The 16,438-nt window shown below is 47.9% G+C and carries 16 protein-coding genes; 13 read left to right on the top strand and 3 right to left on the bottom strand.

The annotated features are described in order from the left end of the window. The first annotated feature begins 21 nt into the window (after positions 1–21). Positions 22–885, top strand: coding sequence for a bestrophin family protein (locus QM717_RS13640; RefSeq protein ID WP_415038174.1), 864 nt, complete (start codon positions 22–24; stop codon positions 883–885). A gap of 90 nt (positions 886–975) precedes the next feature. Further along, on the top strand, positions 976–1,893 hold the full coding sequence (locus tag QM717_RS13635) for an AraC family transcriptional regulator (RefSeq protein WP_415038173.1): 918 nt from the start codon (positions 976–978) through the stop codon (positions 1,891–1,893). A 94-nt stretch (positions 1,894–1,987) separates the two neighbouring features. Here the strand turns inward: QM717_RS13635 and QM717_RS13630 are convergent, their stop codons facing one another. The 3 genes from QM717_RS13630 to QM717_RS13620 all read right to left on the bottom strand — a co-directional run bounded on the left by QM717_RS13630 (position 1,988) and on the right by QM717_RS13620 (position 4,546). Then, complete coding sequence (locus QM717_RS13630) at positions 1,988–2,362, bottom strand: DUF779 domain-containing protein (protein WP_415038171.1); 375 nt, start codon at positions 2,360–2,362, stop codon at positions 1,988–1,990. Between the two features lie 205 nt (positions 2,363–2,567). Continuing rightward, positions 2,568–4,073 carry an aldehyde dehydrogenase family protein gene (locus QM717_RS13625; protein ID WP_415038169.1) on the bottom strand — a complete coding sequence of 502 codons (1,506 nt, stop codon included), beginning with the start codon at positions 4,071–4,073 and terminating at the stop codon, positions 2,568–2,570. Between the two features lie 155 nt (positions 4,074–4,228). After that, positions 4,229–4,546 carry a hypothetical protein gene (locus tag QM717_RS13620; protein ID WP_415038167.1) on the bottom strand — a complete coding sequence of 106 codons (318 nt, stop codon included), beginning with the start codon at positions 4,544–4,546 and terminating at the stop codon, positions 4,229–4,231. Positions 4,547–4,735: 189 nt separating this feature from the next. Here QM717_RS13620 and pheT point away from each other — a divergent pair, with 189 nt between their 5' ends. From pheT to QM717_RS13565, 11 genes are all read left to right on the top strand, one after another. Further along, entirely contained in the window at positions 4,736–7,156 is a 2,421-nt protein-coding gene (gene pheT / locus QM717_RS13615) for a phenylalanine--tRNA ligase subunit beta (protein ID WP_415038165.1), read from the top strand. A 128-nt stretch (positions 7,157–7,284) separates the two neighbouring features. Further along, the gene (locus QM717_RS13610) at positions 7,285–7,650 is read left to right on the top strand and encodes a VOC family protein (RefSeq protein WP_415038164.1); all 366 of its coding nucleotides are present in this window, start codon (positions 7,285–7,287) and stop codon (positions 7,648–7,650) included. Between the two features lie 44 nt (positions 7,651–7,694). Beyond that, the gene (locus QM717_RS13605) at positions 7,695–8,081 is read left to right on the top strand and encodes a hypothetical protein (protein ID WP_415038163.1); all 387 of its coding nucleotides are present in this window, start codon (positions 7,695–7,697) and stop codon (positions 8,079–8,081) included. A 139-nt stretch (positions 8,082–8,220) separates the two neighbouring features. Next, complete coding sequence (locus QM717_RS13600) at positions 8,221–9,498, top strand: chloride channel protein (protein WP_415038161.1); 1,278 nt, start codon at positions 8,221–8,223, stop codon at positions 9,496–9,498. Next, positions 9,498–10,094 carry an HPP family protein gene (locus QM717_RS13595; protein WP_415038159.1) on the top strand — a complete coding sequence of 199 codons (597 nt, stop codon included), beginning with the start codon at positions 9,498–9,500 and terminating at the stop codon, positions 10,092–10,094. The genes QM717_RS13600 and QM717_RS13595 overlap by 1 nt, the downstream gene beginning before the upstream one ends. A 77-nt stretch (positions 10,095–10,171) precedes the next feature. Then, positions 10,172–10,714 carry an IS1096 element passenger TnpR family protein gene (locus QM717_RS13590; RefSeq protein WP_415038157.1) on the top strand — a complete coding sequence of 181 codons (543 nt, stop codon included), beginning with the start codon at positions 10,172–10,174 and terminating at the stop codon, positions 10,712–10,714. A gap of 126 nt (positions 10,715–10,840) precedes the next feature. Next, positions 10,841–11,899 carry a nucleoid-associated protein gene (locus QM717_RS13585; protein ID WP_415038155.1) on the top strand — a complete coding sequence of 353 codons (1,059 nt, stop codon included), beginning with the start codon at positions 10,841–10,843 and terminating at the stop codon, positions 11,897–11,899. 160 nt (positions 11,900–12,059) lie between these two features. Then, positions 12,060–12,299 (top strand): hypothetical protein, encoded by a 240-nt coding sequence (locus tag QM717_RS13580; protein ID WP_415038154.1) that lies wholly within the window; start codon positions 12,060–12,062, stop codon positions 12,297–12,299. Positions 12,300–12,363: 64 nt separating this feature from the next. After that, positions 12,364–13,272 (top strand): ABC transporter ATP-binding protein, encoded by a 909-nt coding sequence (locus QM717_RS13575; RefSeq protein WP_415038152.1) that lies wholly within the window; start codon positions 12,364–12,366, stop codon positions 13,270–13,272. A 6-nt stretch (positions 13,273–13,278) separates the two neighbouring features. After that, positions 13,279–14,115 (top strand): ABC transporter permease, encoded by an 837-nt coding sequence (locus QM717_RS13570; RefSeq protein ID WP_415038150.1) that lies wholly within the window; start codon positions 13,279–13,281, stop codon positions 14,113–14,115. A 16-nt stretch (positions 14,116–14,131) separates the two neighbouring features. Then, complete coding sequence (locus tag QM717_RS13565; protein ID WP_415038148.1) at positions 14,132–16,429, top strand: choice-of-anchor L domain-containing protein; 2,298 nt, start codon at positions 14,132–14,134, stop codon at positions 16,427–16,429. The last annotated feature ends 9 nt before the right edge of the window (positions 16,430–16,438 follow it).

Genomic DNA, 16,438 nt, shown 5'->3' with positions numbered 1-16,438 from the left:
TTTGGAAAACAATCAAAGCGTATGATTTCGTACAACACCAAAGACTGGTTTACCTTTATTTTCCGATTCCACAAAGCCGATACGGTCAGGCAATTGTTCCCAATCATGCTGGCCATTGGCGTCTATTCGGGAATCATCGGCTGGCTCGAAGTCGAACATTGGCAACTGACCGACCAGAGCTACATCAAAAACATCACGATCATGCACAACATGTTGGGCTTTGTGATTTCGTTGCTGCTGGTATTCCGAACCAATACGGCTTATGACCGTTGGTGGGAAGGCCGAAAAATGTGGGGCGCGCTGGTCAACAACAGCCGCAATCTGGCGATCAAATTGTCGGTCATGCTCAAGGACCAGCACGACACAGAGTATTTCCGAAAGTTGATCCCGGCCTATGCGTCGGTTTTGCACAAACACCTCAACAACAGCGATACGGCACAGACCTTATTCGACGGGCTCGACCTCGAAATCGACCACCACAAACACCAACCGAACCATGTGGCCAAGATGATGGTGCAAAAAATCAACGATCTGTACGAATCCAAGAAAATCACGGGCGACCAATTGATTGTCCTCAATGCCGAAATCCAATCGTTCACCGACATCTGCGGCGCCTGCGAACGCATCAAGAACACGCCGATTCCCTACTCGTACAGCGCCTTTTTGAAGAAATTCATTTTCTTTTACGTGATGACCTTGCCGCTCGGTTATTCGTTCAGCCTTGGTTATTATGTTGCGCCGGTCGTCGTTTTTATCTTTTATGTGTTGGCGAGTTTGGAATTGATCGCCGAAGAAATCGAGGATCCGTTTGGAAACGACGAGAACGATTTGCCGACCGAGAAGATCGCGTCGAACATCAAAAAGCACATCGAAGAAATTCTGTAATATTTTAGCAGTTTCTGCTGTTATTTTTGCGATAAATTCAAGGGCTTTTCGCTTTGTTTTCAGTATATTTAAGACAATAAAGTCGAATCTATGCTGAACCAAAAAGCGCTCATCACCCCGCCGCGTCTGTCGAATGAAAAGTCGCTCAAGACTTTGGTCGAAAATCGCACCGTCTACAGCCTGAACCATTGCGAACTCAACCTTTTTGAAACCTACCAGGCGTCGGAACTCGTACCGCTCAAATTCAACGATTTGGTGGTCACGAGCATGTTGCGCGGCAAGAAAGTCATGCATTTGTTCGACGACCCCGAGTTTGATTATTTGCCCGGTGAAACCGTCGTGATTCCGTCGAATGTCGAGATGAAAATCGATTTCCCCGAAGCCGCGACCGACAACCCGACGCAATGTCTGGCCCTGGCGATCGATCAGTCAAAAATCACCGACACTTTGCATTTCCTCAACGAACGCTATCCCAAAGAAGGCAATTTCTGGCACCTCGATTACCAGAATTATTTCTTCTACAACAACGTCGATCTGGCCGCGACGATCAACAAACTGATCAAGGAATGCACGAGCACGTCGATCACCAAAGACGCGCTAGCCGACCTGACGCTCCAGGAATTGCTGATCCGCATCATCCAGACGCAAACCGCCAAATCGATCGAGGAAGGAAACACCTCCGACCAAAACCAGGCGATTGCACAAGTCGTCGAATACATCCGCAAAAACCTGCGCGAAAACATCAGCCTCAAAGGACTGAGCGATAAAGCCTGCATGAGCACGACTTCGTTTTACCGTTTCTTCAAACGCGAACTCGGCATGAGCCCGATCGAATTTGTGCTCAGCGAAAAAATCAAATGTGCCAAAAAATTATTGAAGGACCCGACTTTGCAGATCAACGAAGTGTGTTTCCTGTCGGGCTTTGAGGATTGCAATTACTTCATCCGGTTGTTCAAGAAATACGAAGGCATCACGCCGAAACAGTACCAATTGTTGCAAATCAATTGAGGATTTGGGCGCCACGGGCGGGCTATTCAGTACAATCTTTTGCTTCACGGTGCTACGCAAAAGGATTTCCCTTACTATCCCTGGCGCACTCCTTCTAATCTTCGACGAATTTCAAAGGTTCTAAATTCATCGCTTCCTGTGGCGTAAACAATCTTGATTGTGTCAGAAACCGTTTGCCCATCGGGATTTCGAGTGAGAAACTCGAGCCACGGCCGTCCATGACATCGATCGTCAAATGCGTGTGTCTCCAATAGTCGAACTGGTCTTTGCTCATCCAGAATTCGCAACCTTCGATTTCGCCGAGACAGACGTCGCTTTGGCCCAATTTGAAATCGCCTTTTTCGAAACACATGGGTTGCGAGCCATCGCAGCATCCGCCGCTTTGGTGAAACATGAGTTCGCCGAATTTGGATTTGAGCGTTGCAATGAGTTCGGCTGCTTGGGGCGTTACGGAAACCCTGGGAAACATGATGGCAAATTTAGTTTAAACTTTTGAGGAACTTTTACAGAAAATCTGTAGCGAATTTATTTTTCTTTTTTGTAGGGAAAGCCCAATATCCCTTCCCTTGCCCAAGTGAAAAAATACGAAATTAAACTGATATCGAATTACAAGAAAACTATAAAAACAATCCCGGCAGCAAGAGTTCCACCGGGAAATGTTCAACCAAATTATATTAAAAAAATCCGAGTTTGTTTTTGTCGTACGAAATCAGCATGTTCTTGGTCTGGCGGTAATGATCGAGCATCATCTTGTGGTTCTCGCGTCCAAAACCCGATTTCTTGTACCCGCCAAATGGCGCATGCGCCGGATACGCGTGGTAATTGTTGACCCAAACACGGCCCGCCTTGATGGCACGCGGCACTTGATACAACTGGTGCGCATCGCGTGTCCAGACACCGGCGCCGAGTCCGTATAGGGTGTCGTTGGCGATTTCGATGGCTTCCTCTACGGTTTTGAATGTCGTCACGCAGGTCACCGGCCCAAAGATTTCTTCCTGGAAGATGCGCATTTTGTTGTGCCCTTTGAAAATCGTCGGTTGGATGTAATAGCCGCCAGAGAGTTCACCATCCAGTTGGTTGATGGCGCCGCCCGTCAAGATTTCTGCGCCTTCTTCGCGACCAATCTTAAGATACGATTGGATTTTTTGATATTGATCATTCGATGCCTGTGCGCCCATCATCACCGTTCCGTCGAGCGGATGTCCGGTCTTGATGGCCTTGGTCCTTTCGATGACGCGTTGCATGAATTTGTCGTAAATGTCTTCCTGCACCAGAATTCGCGATGGACAGGTACAGACTTCGCCTTGGTTCAATGCAAACAACACCGCGCCTTCGACCGCTTTGTCGAAAAATGCGTCGTCGGCATCGGCTACAGAGGAAAAGAAAATGTTCGGTGATTTGCCGCCGAGTTCCATCGTCACCGGAATCAGGTTTTCGGAAGCGTATTGCATAATCAAACGTCCCGTCGTGGTTTCTCCGGTGAACGAAACTTTGGCAATCCTGTCCGATTGCGCGAGCGGTTTTCCCGCTTCAGGGCCAAAACCTGTAATGATGTTCAAGACGCCCGGCGGCAACAGATCGCCGATGAGTTCCATCAACACCATAATCGAGGTCGGCGTTTGCTCGGCGGGTTTGACGACGCAACAGTTTCCTGCCGCGAGTGCCGGTGCAATTTTCCAGGTTGCCATCAAAAGTGGAAAGTTCCACGGGATGATTTGGCCCACAACCCCAAGCGGTTCAATCATGCAAATCGAAACGGTATTTTCGTCGTGTTCGGAAATCGTTCCTTCTTCGGCGCGGATGACACCCGCGAAATATCTGAAATGGTCGATAACGAGTGGCAAATCGGCGGCGCGGGTTTCGCGGATGGCTTTGCCATTGTCTATCGCTTCGACTACGGCGAGGTATTCGAGATTGGCCTCGATCGTATCGGCTATTTTATTGAGGATACCGCTGCGGTAGACCGCGGACGTTTTGCCCCAAGTTTGGAACGCTTCGTGTGCGGCATCGAGTGCTAGATTGACATCGTCCTTGTAGGAACGCGCGGCCTGGGTAAAGACTTTGCCGTCGATTGGGCAAATGTTGTCGAAATATTCGCCGCTGGTGGGCGGAACAAATTTACCCCCGATATAGTTGTCGTATTTGGCCTTGAATTGTGGCCGTTGTGCTATATTGCTCATACTTTAGATTTTTTGATTCAACCAAATGTAGCTGCATCAAAATCATTTGTATAGCACAATTTATTCAGCTTATAGCATTAAATTTTCACCTGCGGAATTTTAACGCCAAATTATTGAAGCATTAACAAAAATGCCGGCGCAAAATTCAGGAATCATCAACGATCGCCGTCAGGCGTCTTGAATTGCATGTCGATGCGCAGCTCCGAATCGGCATCGGTTTCGTCGGCATGGTGTAAAGCCGAAACGGTACGGACAAAATCGGCCGAGCTGCTGTCGAAAAACGCCTTGTCGCCCGTATTGAATTGCTGTCCCGGAATGTCGCCTGGACTTTTGTGTTCCATCGCATTCGGGTTGGGTTCGAATGAGCCGTTGCCGGGTTGCACCTCCATGTGGTTGGGCGCATTGCCGTCGCCAGGCACTTTGTAACCGTCGGTATTTTTGTTGTGCTTGCCTTTGTAATTCGGATAGTCCATGGTCGTTGCTGTTTTAGATTTCGGATTTTAGATTTCAGATTTTACCAAAATTATCCGCATCGGCTGCATTTTTCTTTACAGAATTCGGTGCAAATTTTACATCCTGCAAAACTGTACTTTTGCCTCTAATTTATATTGAGTCGTTGCGCGACAATTGTTATCTTTGCGACCGCAAATAAAAATTTCAAAATGAAGATCTCTTACAACTGGCTCAAACAATTCATCAAAATCGACTGGAAATCCGAAGACACGGCGGCACTGTTGACCGACCTAGGACTTGAAGTCGAAATCGTCGAAAAGTACCAATCGGTCAAAGGCGGACTCGAAGGAATTGTCGTGGGCCATGTATTGACCTGCGAACCGCACCCGAATGCCGACCGTCTCAAAATTACCACGGTTGATTTGGGCGATGGCGCTCCGGTACAGATTGTTTGTGGCGCCTCGAATGTAGCCGTTGGACAGAAAGTTCCAGTGGCCACGATCGGTTCGACTTTGTATGACAAGGACGGTAATGCATTCGTGATCAAGAAAGGAAAAATCCGCGATGCCGAAAGCCACGGCATGATTTGCGCCGAGGATGAAATCGGACTCGGGACCAGCCACGACGGCATCATGGTTTTGCCTGCCGACCTCAAACCCGGCACTTCCGTAGCCAAAGTATTCAAGATTGAAAACGACGAGATTTTTGAAATCGGTCTCACACCGAACCGCGCCGATGCGATGAGCCACCTCGGAACTGCACGTGATTTGCGTGCCGGAATGTTGCAGAAAGGCACGCATGTGGAATTGATTACGCCTTCGGTAAGCAATTTCCGGGTAGACAAAAGAATCTTGAAAATCGATGCGGATGTCAAGGACAACAAACTCGCTCCGAGATATTGCGGCGTGACGATTTCGGGAATCACCGTCAAACCGTCGCCGGAATGGTTGCAAAACCGCTTGAAATCAATCGGGCTCAACCCGAAAAACAACGTGGTCGATGTGACGAATTATGTGCTGCACGAACTCGGCCAGCCGTTGCATGCTTTCGATGCGGCCAAAATCACCGGAAAAGTACAGGTCAAGACCTTGCCGGCCGGAACCAAATTCACAACATTAGACGACATCGAACGTACACTTCACGAAGAAGATTTGATGATCTGCGACGACAAAGGCCCGATGTGTATCGCAGGGGTTTTCGGCGGAAAGAATTCGGGCGTGACCGAAGAAACCAAGGCGATTTTCCTCGAAAGTGCTTATTTCAATCCGGTCAGCATTCGCAAGACGGCCAAAAGACATACGCTCAGCACCGACGCCTCGTTCCGTTTCGAACGCGGCATCGACCCGACGATTACCGAATACGCCTTGAAACGTGCGGCTTTGCTGATTCAGGAAGTGGCCGGCGGCGAAATCACTTCGGATGTGATTGATATTTATCCAAAGAAAATCGAGGATTTCCCGGTGTTCTTGAATTACGCCAAGGCAGCCAAACTGATCGGTCAGGATTTGCCCAAGGAAACGATCAAGAAAATTCTGGCGTCGCTCGACATCAAAGTCAACAGCGTAACCGATGCGGGATTGGGCTTGACGATCCCGGCCTACCGTGTAGACGTGCAGCGCGAAATCGACGTGATCGAGGAAATCCTGCGCGTGTACGGTTACAACAACATCAACTTTACCAAAAAGGTCAATGCGACGATGTTCAACGCGCCGCGCACCGAAGATTATAAATTGCAGAACGTGGTCGCATCGCAATTGAACGCGGCCGGTTTCCACGAAATGATGGCCAATTCGCTGACCTCGCCCGAATACATCGCGCTCAGCGAAATGCTCCAAGCCGAACACAATGTGGCCATGCTCAACCCGCTCAGCAGCGATTTGTCGGTGATGCGCCAATCGTTGTTGTTCTCGGGACTCGAAGCCGTTTCGTACAACATCAACCGCAGGAATGCCGATTTGAAATTGTTCGAGTTCGGGAAATCGTACCACAAGACCGAATCGGGTTATGAAGAACCGAAACATTTGACCCTGTTTGTTTCAGGAAACCGCGGTACCGAAAGCTGGACGACCGCGCAAAAACCATCCGACTTTTTCTTGTTCAAAGGATACATCAACGCGATTCTTTCGCGACTCGGAATCGACAAGGCGCAAAGCCAGCCGTTGGTTTCCGATGTTTTCGCCGAAGGGATTGCCCTGATGATCGGCAATGTCGTTCTGGTGGAATTCGGAACCGTAAAGAAATCGGTCCTCAAACATTTCGACATCAAACAGGAAGTGTTGTTCGCCGATTTCAATTGGGACCAGGTCCTCAAATTGGCCTCGAACAAAATCAAGTTCGCCGACATCCCGAAATACCCAGAGGTGCGACGCGACTTGGCTTTGCTGATCGACAACAGCGTTTCGTTCGAATCGATTTACAAGATTGCGCGCCAGTCAGAAAAATCGCTCTTGAAAGACATCAGCCTTTTTGATGTGTACGAAGGCAAGAACCTTCCCGAAGGCAAGAAATCGTATGCGGTGAGCTTCATCATCCAGGACAATGCGAAGACCTTGACCGATGAACAGGTCGAGAAAATCATGGGCAAACTGCAACAGAATTTCGAAAAGGAACTCGGCGCGACGCTGCGGTAATGCTTATTGAATATTGCTTTTATACTTTATAGTCCCCGAAATTGCTCGGGGATTTTTTTTAATTATCTGTTAAAGGTTTGCACGGCGTTTTCAAAAAATGACTAGCTTTAGTTTCCAATTTTGAAAACATGAAAATTCCAGAGCACTATCTTCCCGTGATGCCTTACCTGATTTTGAACGAATCGAAAAAATTCCTCGATTTTGCCAAATATGTATTTGCCGCGACCGAACAGCACATCTCACGGCGCGACGACGGCGAAATCATGCATGGCGAGATCCGGATTTTCGATGCGGTCATCATGTTTGCGCAGGCCAATGAACATTGGGGCCACAAACCCGCGGGTATGTTTCTGTATGTCGAAAACGTTGACCAGACTTACGAAGCAGGTTTGCGGTACCATGCCATCAGCCTGATGCCGCCCGAGCAAAAAGAATATGGGTATACGGCGGGCTTCGAGGATCCGTTCGGCAACCAATGGTGGCTCGTGCAATAGAATTGAATCAACATCACTTAATTATATCATCTAAAACACAAATTATGAAAACCAAAATTTTAGCGTTGCTTTTCTTGCTTTCGATCGGAACGATTTCGGCACAGTCGATGGACAAATGGCCCGTGCTCAAGGACTTCCATGGCGTGATGTCGCAAACGTTCCATCCGGCAGAGGAAGGCAACCTCGAACCGATCAAGACGCGTTCGGAAGAAATGATGAACAAGGCGGCGGCTTTGCTCAAGTCGGACATCCCGGCCGATTTCAGGACGCCGGCAATTCTCGCCTCAGCCGAAAAACTACAGGTCAAGAGCAAGGCGCTGCACAAAATGGTCGTCGCCAAGGCTGCGGACGCCGACATCACCAAGGCATTGACCGAACTGCACAACATCTTCCACGAAATCGTCGGATTGTGCACCGGAGAAAAACATTAGAGAATCAAACCCGATTGGAAACGATCGGGTTTTTTGTTTACCCATTTCATCGCGATCCGATGGTAAAACAATCTTAAAGTTTGGGTTTTAACAGCCGCAAGTAGAATGTTTGCTTATTTTTGTGAACCAACTTTTTTAGATGAACCCGATTGCTTCCATCAAGAAAAACCTTGCTTTCATCAAACTCCGGAAATTAGTCGTTGCCGCGCTGCTGGTTGGATTTCTTTCGGCCATGCTTGCGCTGACGCTCAAACACCTGACCGAACATTACGAGAACATCCTGCTGGCGCAATCGCAATCCAACCGATGGTATTTGTTGCTGTTCCCGGTGTTGGGTTTGTCGGTGATCTTTATTCTCAGGCAATACCTGTTCAAGAAAAAGGAAAACAAAGGCATCAAGGAAATTTTCGAAAGCACGGCCTCGAAAAAGAAAAACCTGCCGATATACAAAATTCCTTCGCATTTTTTCAACGGATTCCTGACGGTCATTTTTGGCGGATCGACCGGGATTGAAGTCTCGACGGTTGTCGCTACGGCCACAATCGGTTCAGTGGCGCAGCAAAAGGAAAATTTGTTCCGCCAATACAAGACCGAACTCATTTCAGCCGGTGTCGCTGCCGGAATCACGGCTTTGTTCAGCAGCCCGATTGCGGGCATTTTATTTGCGCTCGAGGTCATTTCTAAAAAACGGTCGCGTACTTTTTTCCTGATGACCGGCCTCGCAGTTTTGGTCGCTTACGGATTGCTTTTTATCATCGATGAACCGCCGTTGTTCGCTTTGGACATCGCGGTTTGGCATTACCACGCGATTCCTTATTTTATCGTTTTGGGGATTTTGGCGGGTTTGCATTCGGTGTATTTGACCAAATGCGTGTTGTTTTTCAAATCTGAATTCGCCAAAATTGACTCACATTACACCAGAATTTTGATCGGTGCCGGATTGCTGAGCGTGGCTTTGTTGCTGCTTCCGCAATTGTACGGCGACGGTTACCATGCGATTACCGATTTGATCCACCCAAAAAACTTTTCATTTTCTCCCCTATTCCTTTTGACGTTGTTGGCCGTTTTGTTTGTCAAACCGCTCGTGACTTCGATCACCTTGGCTTCGGGTGGCGACGGCGGTGTGTTTGCACCGAGTCTGTTCATTGGTGCTTTCCTTGGATTTTTGATCGCGACAATCGGCAATTCGCTTTGTGGTGCCGATGTGATTCCGGTGAATTTCGTTGTCATCGGCATGGCCGCGATGCTCAGCGCGAGCATCCATGCGCCATTCACCGCTTTGTTCCTTGTCTGTTCATTGGTCAACGATTATACGCTGTTCTTTCCGATATTAGCGATTTGCCTGATTTCGAAATACACGGCCAAACTCATTTATCCGTTTACGGTCTACACTTACGCTCCCGAAACTTTGAAATAATGCCGGTACAAAAAATCAAGCGCGGTTACCGCAAGACCCGTTACATCCTTTACAGGGAAACGCTGATCGATTTCAAGGAAAACTTCTGGGCGTTCCTCGGGTCGTTCATCGGGATTGGGATTATCGCTTATTTGCAATCGCAGACGTTGCCACATAGCGATGTGGTTTTCCTTATTGGATCATTTGGTGCCTCGAGTGTATTGGTGTATGGCGTGATCCAGAGCCCGCTGGCGCAACCCAGAAACCTCATTGGCGGACATTTGGTTTCGGCCCTTGCAGGTGTGACGGTATTGAAACTGTGCCCCGATGTGGTTTGGATTACTGCGCCTTTGGCCGTTTCCTCATCGATCGTATTGATGCAGATCACCAAGACTTTGCATCCGCCGGGCGGAGCGACGGCACTGATAGCCGTGACCGGTTCGGCTGAAATCAAGAACCTGGGCTATTGGTATGTGGTTTCACCGGTGCTTGTGGGCTGTCTGATTTTACTCACCGTGGCTTTGGTGTTCAACAACCTGACTTCCAAAAGGCATTATCCGAACCACAAGAAATACCACAAAATCAAAAGCCGCATCCACGGGTATTTCAAAAAATAAGCGCGGATTGTTGATTACTTTTTCGTGCGCAACTCAATATTAATTTTACCTTTGCGCATTCTATAAATAATACGATTATGGTTTACAAATTCAGGGTGATTCTCGATGCCGAGGAGGATATTTTTCGGGACATTGCCATTCAGGATGACGATTCGCTCGAAGATTTCCACAATGCCATCGTGAACGCTTTTGGTTTCGACGGCAACGAAATGGCTTCTTTTTACACTTGCGATGACCAATGGAACCAGGAAGACGAGATTTCGCTGTTCGATTCGGGCGATGTACCGGGCGAGCAAAAAATCATGAGCGATTACCAGCTTTCGGAAATGCTCGACCAGGAAAACACCAAAATCATCTATGTGTATGATTTCCTGAACATGTGGACGTTTCTCGTAGAATTGGCCGCCATTGAAGAACCCGAAGCCGGTGCGAGCTATCCCGATTTGCTGTTCAGCCATGGCGAAATGCCGGCCTCAGCAGGAGACCGCTCCTTCGAATCGGAGGAAATGCGCGACGACATCTATGGCGAATTTGAAGACGACCTCGACGAAGACGACCTCGATATGTTTGACGACAATGATAATTTTGAGGATTACGGATTTGAGGAGAATTGGAACTAGACGATAGACCGCTTCACTACTAGAACCAAGATCGCTGCGCTGTAAGACTCCTTGTCTTGATTCTTGACTCTAGGTTCTTGGCTCTTGGCTCTAGGTTCTTGGCTCTAAAAAATACAAATACACACCATGATAAATTTATACAACACCCACATCGATTCGCTTTCCATCCACCGTGTTGGAAACAAAAGCCGCAACGAGGCCATCTTTTTATCCGAAAATCCATTTGCGCTCAATGACGAGATTACGCCGTTGATCAAGGAGTTTTTCCTCAAGCCGTTCCGCGAGAAAGAGGAAAACTATTTCCAGTTCGCACACGAAATCGATTTGGAATACAACGACATGTACAACATGGCTTCGGAGATTTTCACGAATCCGTCGAGCGTGCATGAGGTGTCGAAAAAGATCACGAAGCATTTGTTCGAACAGTCGAACCATCCGCACATCAAGAATGGCGAGGTGTATGTGACGTACTTGACCAATTTGACCATCGACAACAATCCGGTCGATGCGATCGGGATTTTCAAAAGCGAATTGCAATCTGACTTTTTGCAGTTCGAAGAAAGAGGAACGACGCTCGAAATGATCCTGCAACACGGCATCAGCCTCAACAAACTGGACAAAGGCTGCCTGATTTTCAACCACAAAAAAGAAGAAGGATTTAAGATCTTGACCGTCGACAGCAACCGTTACGACGCGCGTTACTGGCTCGAGCATTTCCTTTCGGTCGATGCGTTCGAAGACGAGAATTTCATCACCAAGAAGTATTTGAAATTCTGCCAGGGATTTGCCAAGGATGTGGTTTTGCCGGCCGAGGACAAAAAAGAAGAAGTGATGTTCATGAACCGTTCGGTCAATTATTTCGCCAAGAACGACCAGTTCGAGGAAACCAATTTCTTGAACGAGGTGTTGGACAATCCCGATTTGATCCCGGAATTCAAAAATTACAAAGTCGATAAAGGTGAAAAATACAGCATCGAGGACGTGACTTCATTTCCGATCGCCAATGCAGCCGTTTCGGATGCGCGCAAATCGATCAAGAATGTGATCAACCTCGACACCAATATCCAGATCAAACTCGATTTCATCAACCCGGAAAGCGCCGAGAAATTTGTCGAGAAAGGCTGGGACGAGGAAAAACAGATGTATTACTACCTCGTGTATTTCAATAAGGAACAAAAATCCTAACAGTCTACAACTTTAAATACCTTATCCCCAATTGGTTATGCGATTGGGGATTTTATTTTGTAAGTTTTTATTTCTGTTTGTTTTGATTTTATGCATTTTGTCGATTTTTTTGACTTATAATCGATATTTTATGTAAGTTTACGACCCAAACCTACGACACATGAAATCAGTAACTTACAAGGAAAATTCGTTGACAGGCAAATTGCTGTGTTCGATTTTCGGGCACAGGTTTGTGACGACCAAATACGTCACCGACCACTTCAAGGAATTCGAATGCCGCACCTGCCATCTGCAAGTGACCAACGACCTGAGCGGACACAAAGTTTCGTTGACCCAGGAACACCGCGAAATCAACGAAGCGCTTGTGAATTTGTACCAGCGCAGGCATTCGCACATTTAATTCAAAAACTCCGTAACAATTTCTTATCTTGTTCGTTTAAACCCTAATCAAAAAACGGACAATCTTGGAAACCATCCTCTCCATCAGCAATCTCAACAAGCGTTTTGGACTGCTCCACGCGGTCAAAAATGTTTCGATTGAAATCCATAAAGGCAATGTTTATGGTATTCTTGGCCCGAACGGCAGTGGAAAATCGACCACGCTGGGCATCATCCTAAATGTCGTCAACAAAACCTCGGGCGACTACTCGTGGTTTGGCGGCACGATGGAAACGCACGAAGCGCTCAAACGCGTCGGCGCCATCATCGAACGACCGAACTTCTATCCTTACATGACCGCCGAGGAAAACCTTGAGCTCGTCTGCAAAATCAAGGGCGCACATCATTCTAAAATACAGGAAAAGCTGGAATTGGTCGGCTTAATCGACCGAAAGAACAGCAAATTCAGGACTTTTTCTTTGGGAATGAAACAACGTCTGGCCATCGCCTCGGCCCTGCTCAACGACCCTGAAATCCTGATCCTCGACGAGCCGACCAACGGGCTCGATCCGCAAGGAATCCACCAAATCCGCGACATCATCAAACAAATCGCCGCTCAGGGCACGACCATTTTGCTCGCGTCGCATTTGCTCGACGAGGTCGAAAAAGTCTGTTCGCACGTACTGGTATTGCGCAAAGGCGAGATGCTGTATTGTGGGTCGGTTGATGGGATGACTTCGAAACAGGGATTTTTTGAATTGCAATCCGAGGATATTTCGAGCCTCAAAACCGCCATGGCCAACCATCCATCGGTAGAGAAAACCCAAGAGGAAAACGGCAAATTACTGGTTTACCTGAACGGCCCGCTCGAAGCCGCGGCGCTCAACCGCTATCTTTTCGAAAAACAGATTGCGTTGGGCCACCTGGTGTTCCGCAAGAACAGCCTTGAGGAACAATTCCTCGAATTGACCAAGAATCATCCTTCCAAAAACTAACCCGACATGAAAAGACTGATCGCTATAGAACTCCAGAAAGTCTGGAAAAATAAGGCCAGCCGGGTGCTGACGCTGATTTATTTCATCCTGCTCTGTTTCATCGCCTTGATTGCTTCGATCAAATTCAACCTCGGGAATTTCCAGTTGCATTTGGCCGAAATGGGCATTTTCAACTTCCCTTACATCTGGCATTTCAATACCTATATTGCCTCGCTACTCAAATTTTTCCTGGCCATCGTCATCGTTTCGATGATGGCCAACGAATACAGTTACGGTACCCTGAAGCAAAATCTGATCGACGGACTCAGTAAAAAAGAGTTCATCATGTCCAAATTCCTGACCGTCGGATTGTTTGCTTTCGGATCGACCGTTTTCCTGTTTGTGCTGTCATTGATTTTGGGCTTTTCCTTTTCTTCGTACACCGAACTGGGCATCGCTTTTTCTGATCTCGATTATTTGCTGGCGTATTTTGTCAAACTCGCCGGATTTTTCTCGTTCTGTTTGTTTTTGGGCATCCTTGTCAAACGTTCGGCTTTTGCGATCGGATTTCTTTTCGTGTGGTGGGTCATTGAAAACATCGCACGTGGATTGCTCAATTTCCAGATCTTTCCGAACAGCGATTATGGCGAAAAAGTCATGCAGTTTTTCCCACTCGAAGCCATGGCCAATTTGATCAAAGAACCGTTTTCAAGGCTGTCGGTTGTCAAGACGATCGGCAACCAGATCGGGGTCGAAAATTTGAAAGATTACGGGGTTCATTGGTACTCGATTTTGATCGTTGTCGTTTGGACGATTATTTTCGTCATCATGTCGTTTAAATTATTACAGAAAAGGGATTTATAGTATCTTCGCCGATGCTATGAATGTACTCAGGACCACCCTTTTCACCCTCATTTTTGGCAGCCCTATTTTCTGCGTAAACGCCCAGAACATACAGGTTGACGATACGTATACCGCCCAACAACTCGTTCAAAACGTACTCGTGAACAGTCCGTGCGCGAATGTTTCGAACATTACGGTCAGCGGCGACACTTTCAGTGCGGGCCAACAGAGCTACGGCTACTTCAATTCGGGAACCAGTGGGTTCGATTTTGCCGATGGCGTCATCCTGAGTACGGCACGCGCCAAACGCGCCGAAGGTCCCAACAACAACCTGATCGACGAAGGCTCGAATGCCTGGTTGGGCGATGCCGATCTGGAACAAGCTTTGGGCATCACCAACACCTACAACGCGACGGTGCTCGAATTCGATTTTACGCCGCTGACGAGCCAGATCAGTTTCGACTATATTTTCTCATCGGAAGAATACCACGGTACGGCAACCTGTACCTATTCGGATGGATTCGCATTTTTGCTCAAGGTGGCCGGCAGCCCTGCCCCTTACCAAAACCTTGCATTGATCCCAAACACGAACACACCGGTACTGGTGACTTCGGTACATCCGGATATTCCGGGTGGTTGCCCGGCACAGAACGAGCAATATTTCGGCAGTTTCAACGGACCTTCACACCCGACCAATTTCAACGGACAAACCGTTCCGCTGACGGCCAAGGCAACTGTCATTCCGGGAACGACCTACCACATCAAACTCGTCATCGCCGATCATGAAAACATCCGTTACGATTCGGCCATTTTCCTGGCGGGCGGCAGTTTCAAAGTCGGTACCGATTTGGGCGCCGACCAATTGATCGCCACACAGAACCCGGTCTGCGACGGAAAAACCTACACGCTCGACGCCACAGAAGCCGGAAGCAATACCTACAAATGGTTCAAGGACACGGCATTGATTCCGGGTGCGACCAATCCGACTTATGCGGTCAGTGCGCCGGGTGTTTACAGTGTAGAAGTTACCTTAGGATCAACGACTTGCGTAGCCACTGGAGAAGTGACCATCGAATACACGCCACTGCCCAATTTGACCAATACGGTTTTGGTGCAATGCGACGAGAACAGCGACAACATCGCCTCCTTTAACCTGACCAAAGCGGACGACATCATCCGCAACGGCGACACAACTTTGAGCCCAGTGGTGTATTATGAGACCTGGGCCAATGCCGATTCGGAAACGGCGCCCATCACACCGGCAACCAATTATCCGAGTTCGCCCAAAACCATTTATGCGCGCAGTTCGAATGCTTACGGCTGCTACAACATCGCGACGGTCCAGTTGCAGATTTCGAACAATGCCGTGGCCAATTTCCCGATGCTCGAGACCTGCGACCTCGACCCCGATCCGGTGCAGGATGGTTTTTACCATTTCACTTTGAGCGACGCCGATCCACAAGTATTGGACGGATTGCCCGCTGGATTGATCGTCGAATATTACGAATCGGCCGAAGATGCGCTCCTCCATCCTGAAAATGTATTGCCCAACATTTATTACAATACAGTACAGAACGACCAGATCATTTTCGCCAAAATCCTCAATGGCCCAGACTGTTACGATATTTTATCTGTAGAGTTGGTTGTCAATACATTGGCTCCGCCTGACTTTGAGGACGAGCACATTTCGATTTGTGACGGCAATACCGTCACGCTTTCGGTCAATGACATTTATGTGACCTACGACTGGAGCAACGGCGATACCGACCACACCACTCAGGTAAGCACGGCTGGAACGTATACGATCACCGTCACCGAAAACGGTTGTTCGGCCACCAAGACATTTATCATTACCAGTCCGGATGCGCCCGTGATTACCTCGGTGACGATCCACGATATGACGCCCGACCAAAATACCGTGCTGATCAATTTTTCCGGAAACGGCAATTATGAATTTTCGCTTGACGGAACCAATTTTCAGGACAGTCCGTTCTTCGCCAATGTAGAGGCAGGGGAATATGTTGTCGTGGTGCGCGACAAATTTGGCTGTGGCAGCACATTCGAAAAAATCACCGTATTGAATTACCCCAAATACTTTACGCCAAACAACGACGGATTTAACGATTATTGGAGCATTCCAAGTTTAAAGACGCAACCCAATGCCACTGTGAACATCTTTGATCGATTCGGAAAACTGATCACACAGTTCAATGGTGCGTCCAAAGGCTGGGATGGAAAACTGAATGCAAAAGACTTGCCTTCAAGCGATTACTGGTTTGTAATTACACTGGAAAATGGCAAAGTCATTAAGGGACATTTTTCCCTTAAAAGGTAGATTTTTTAA

This window comes from Flavobacterium sp., from assembly GCF_047602195.1.
GTDB lineage: Bacteria > Bacteroidota > Bacteroidia > Flavobacteriales > Flavobacteriaceae > Flavobacterium.
The sequence above is the reverse complement of the archived record's forward strand: the minus strand, read 5'-3'. Positions and strand labels throughout refer to the sequence as shown.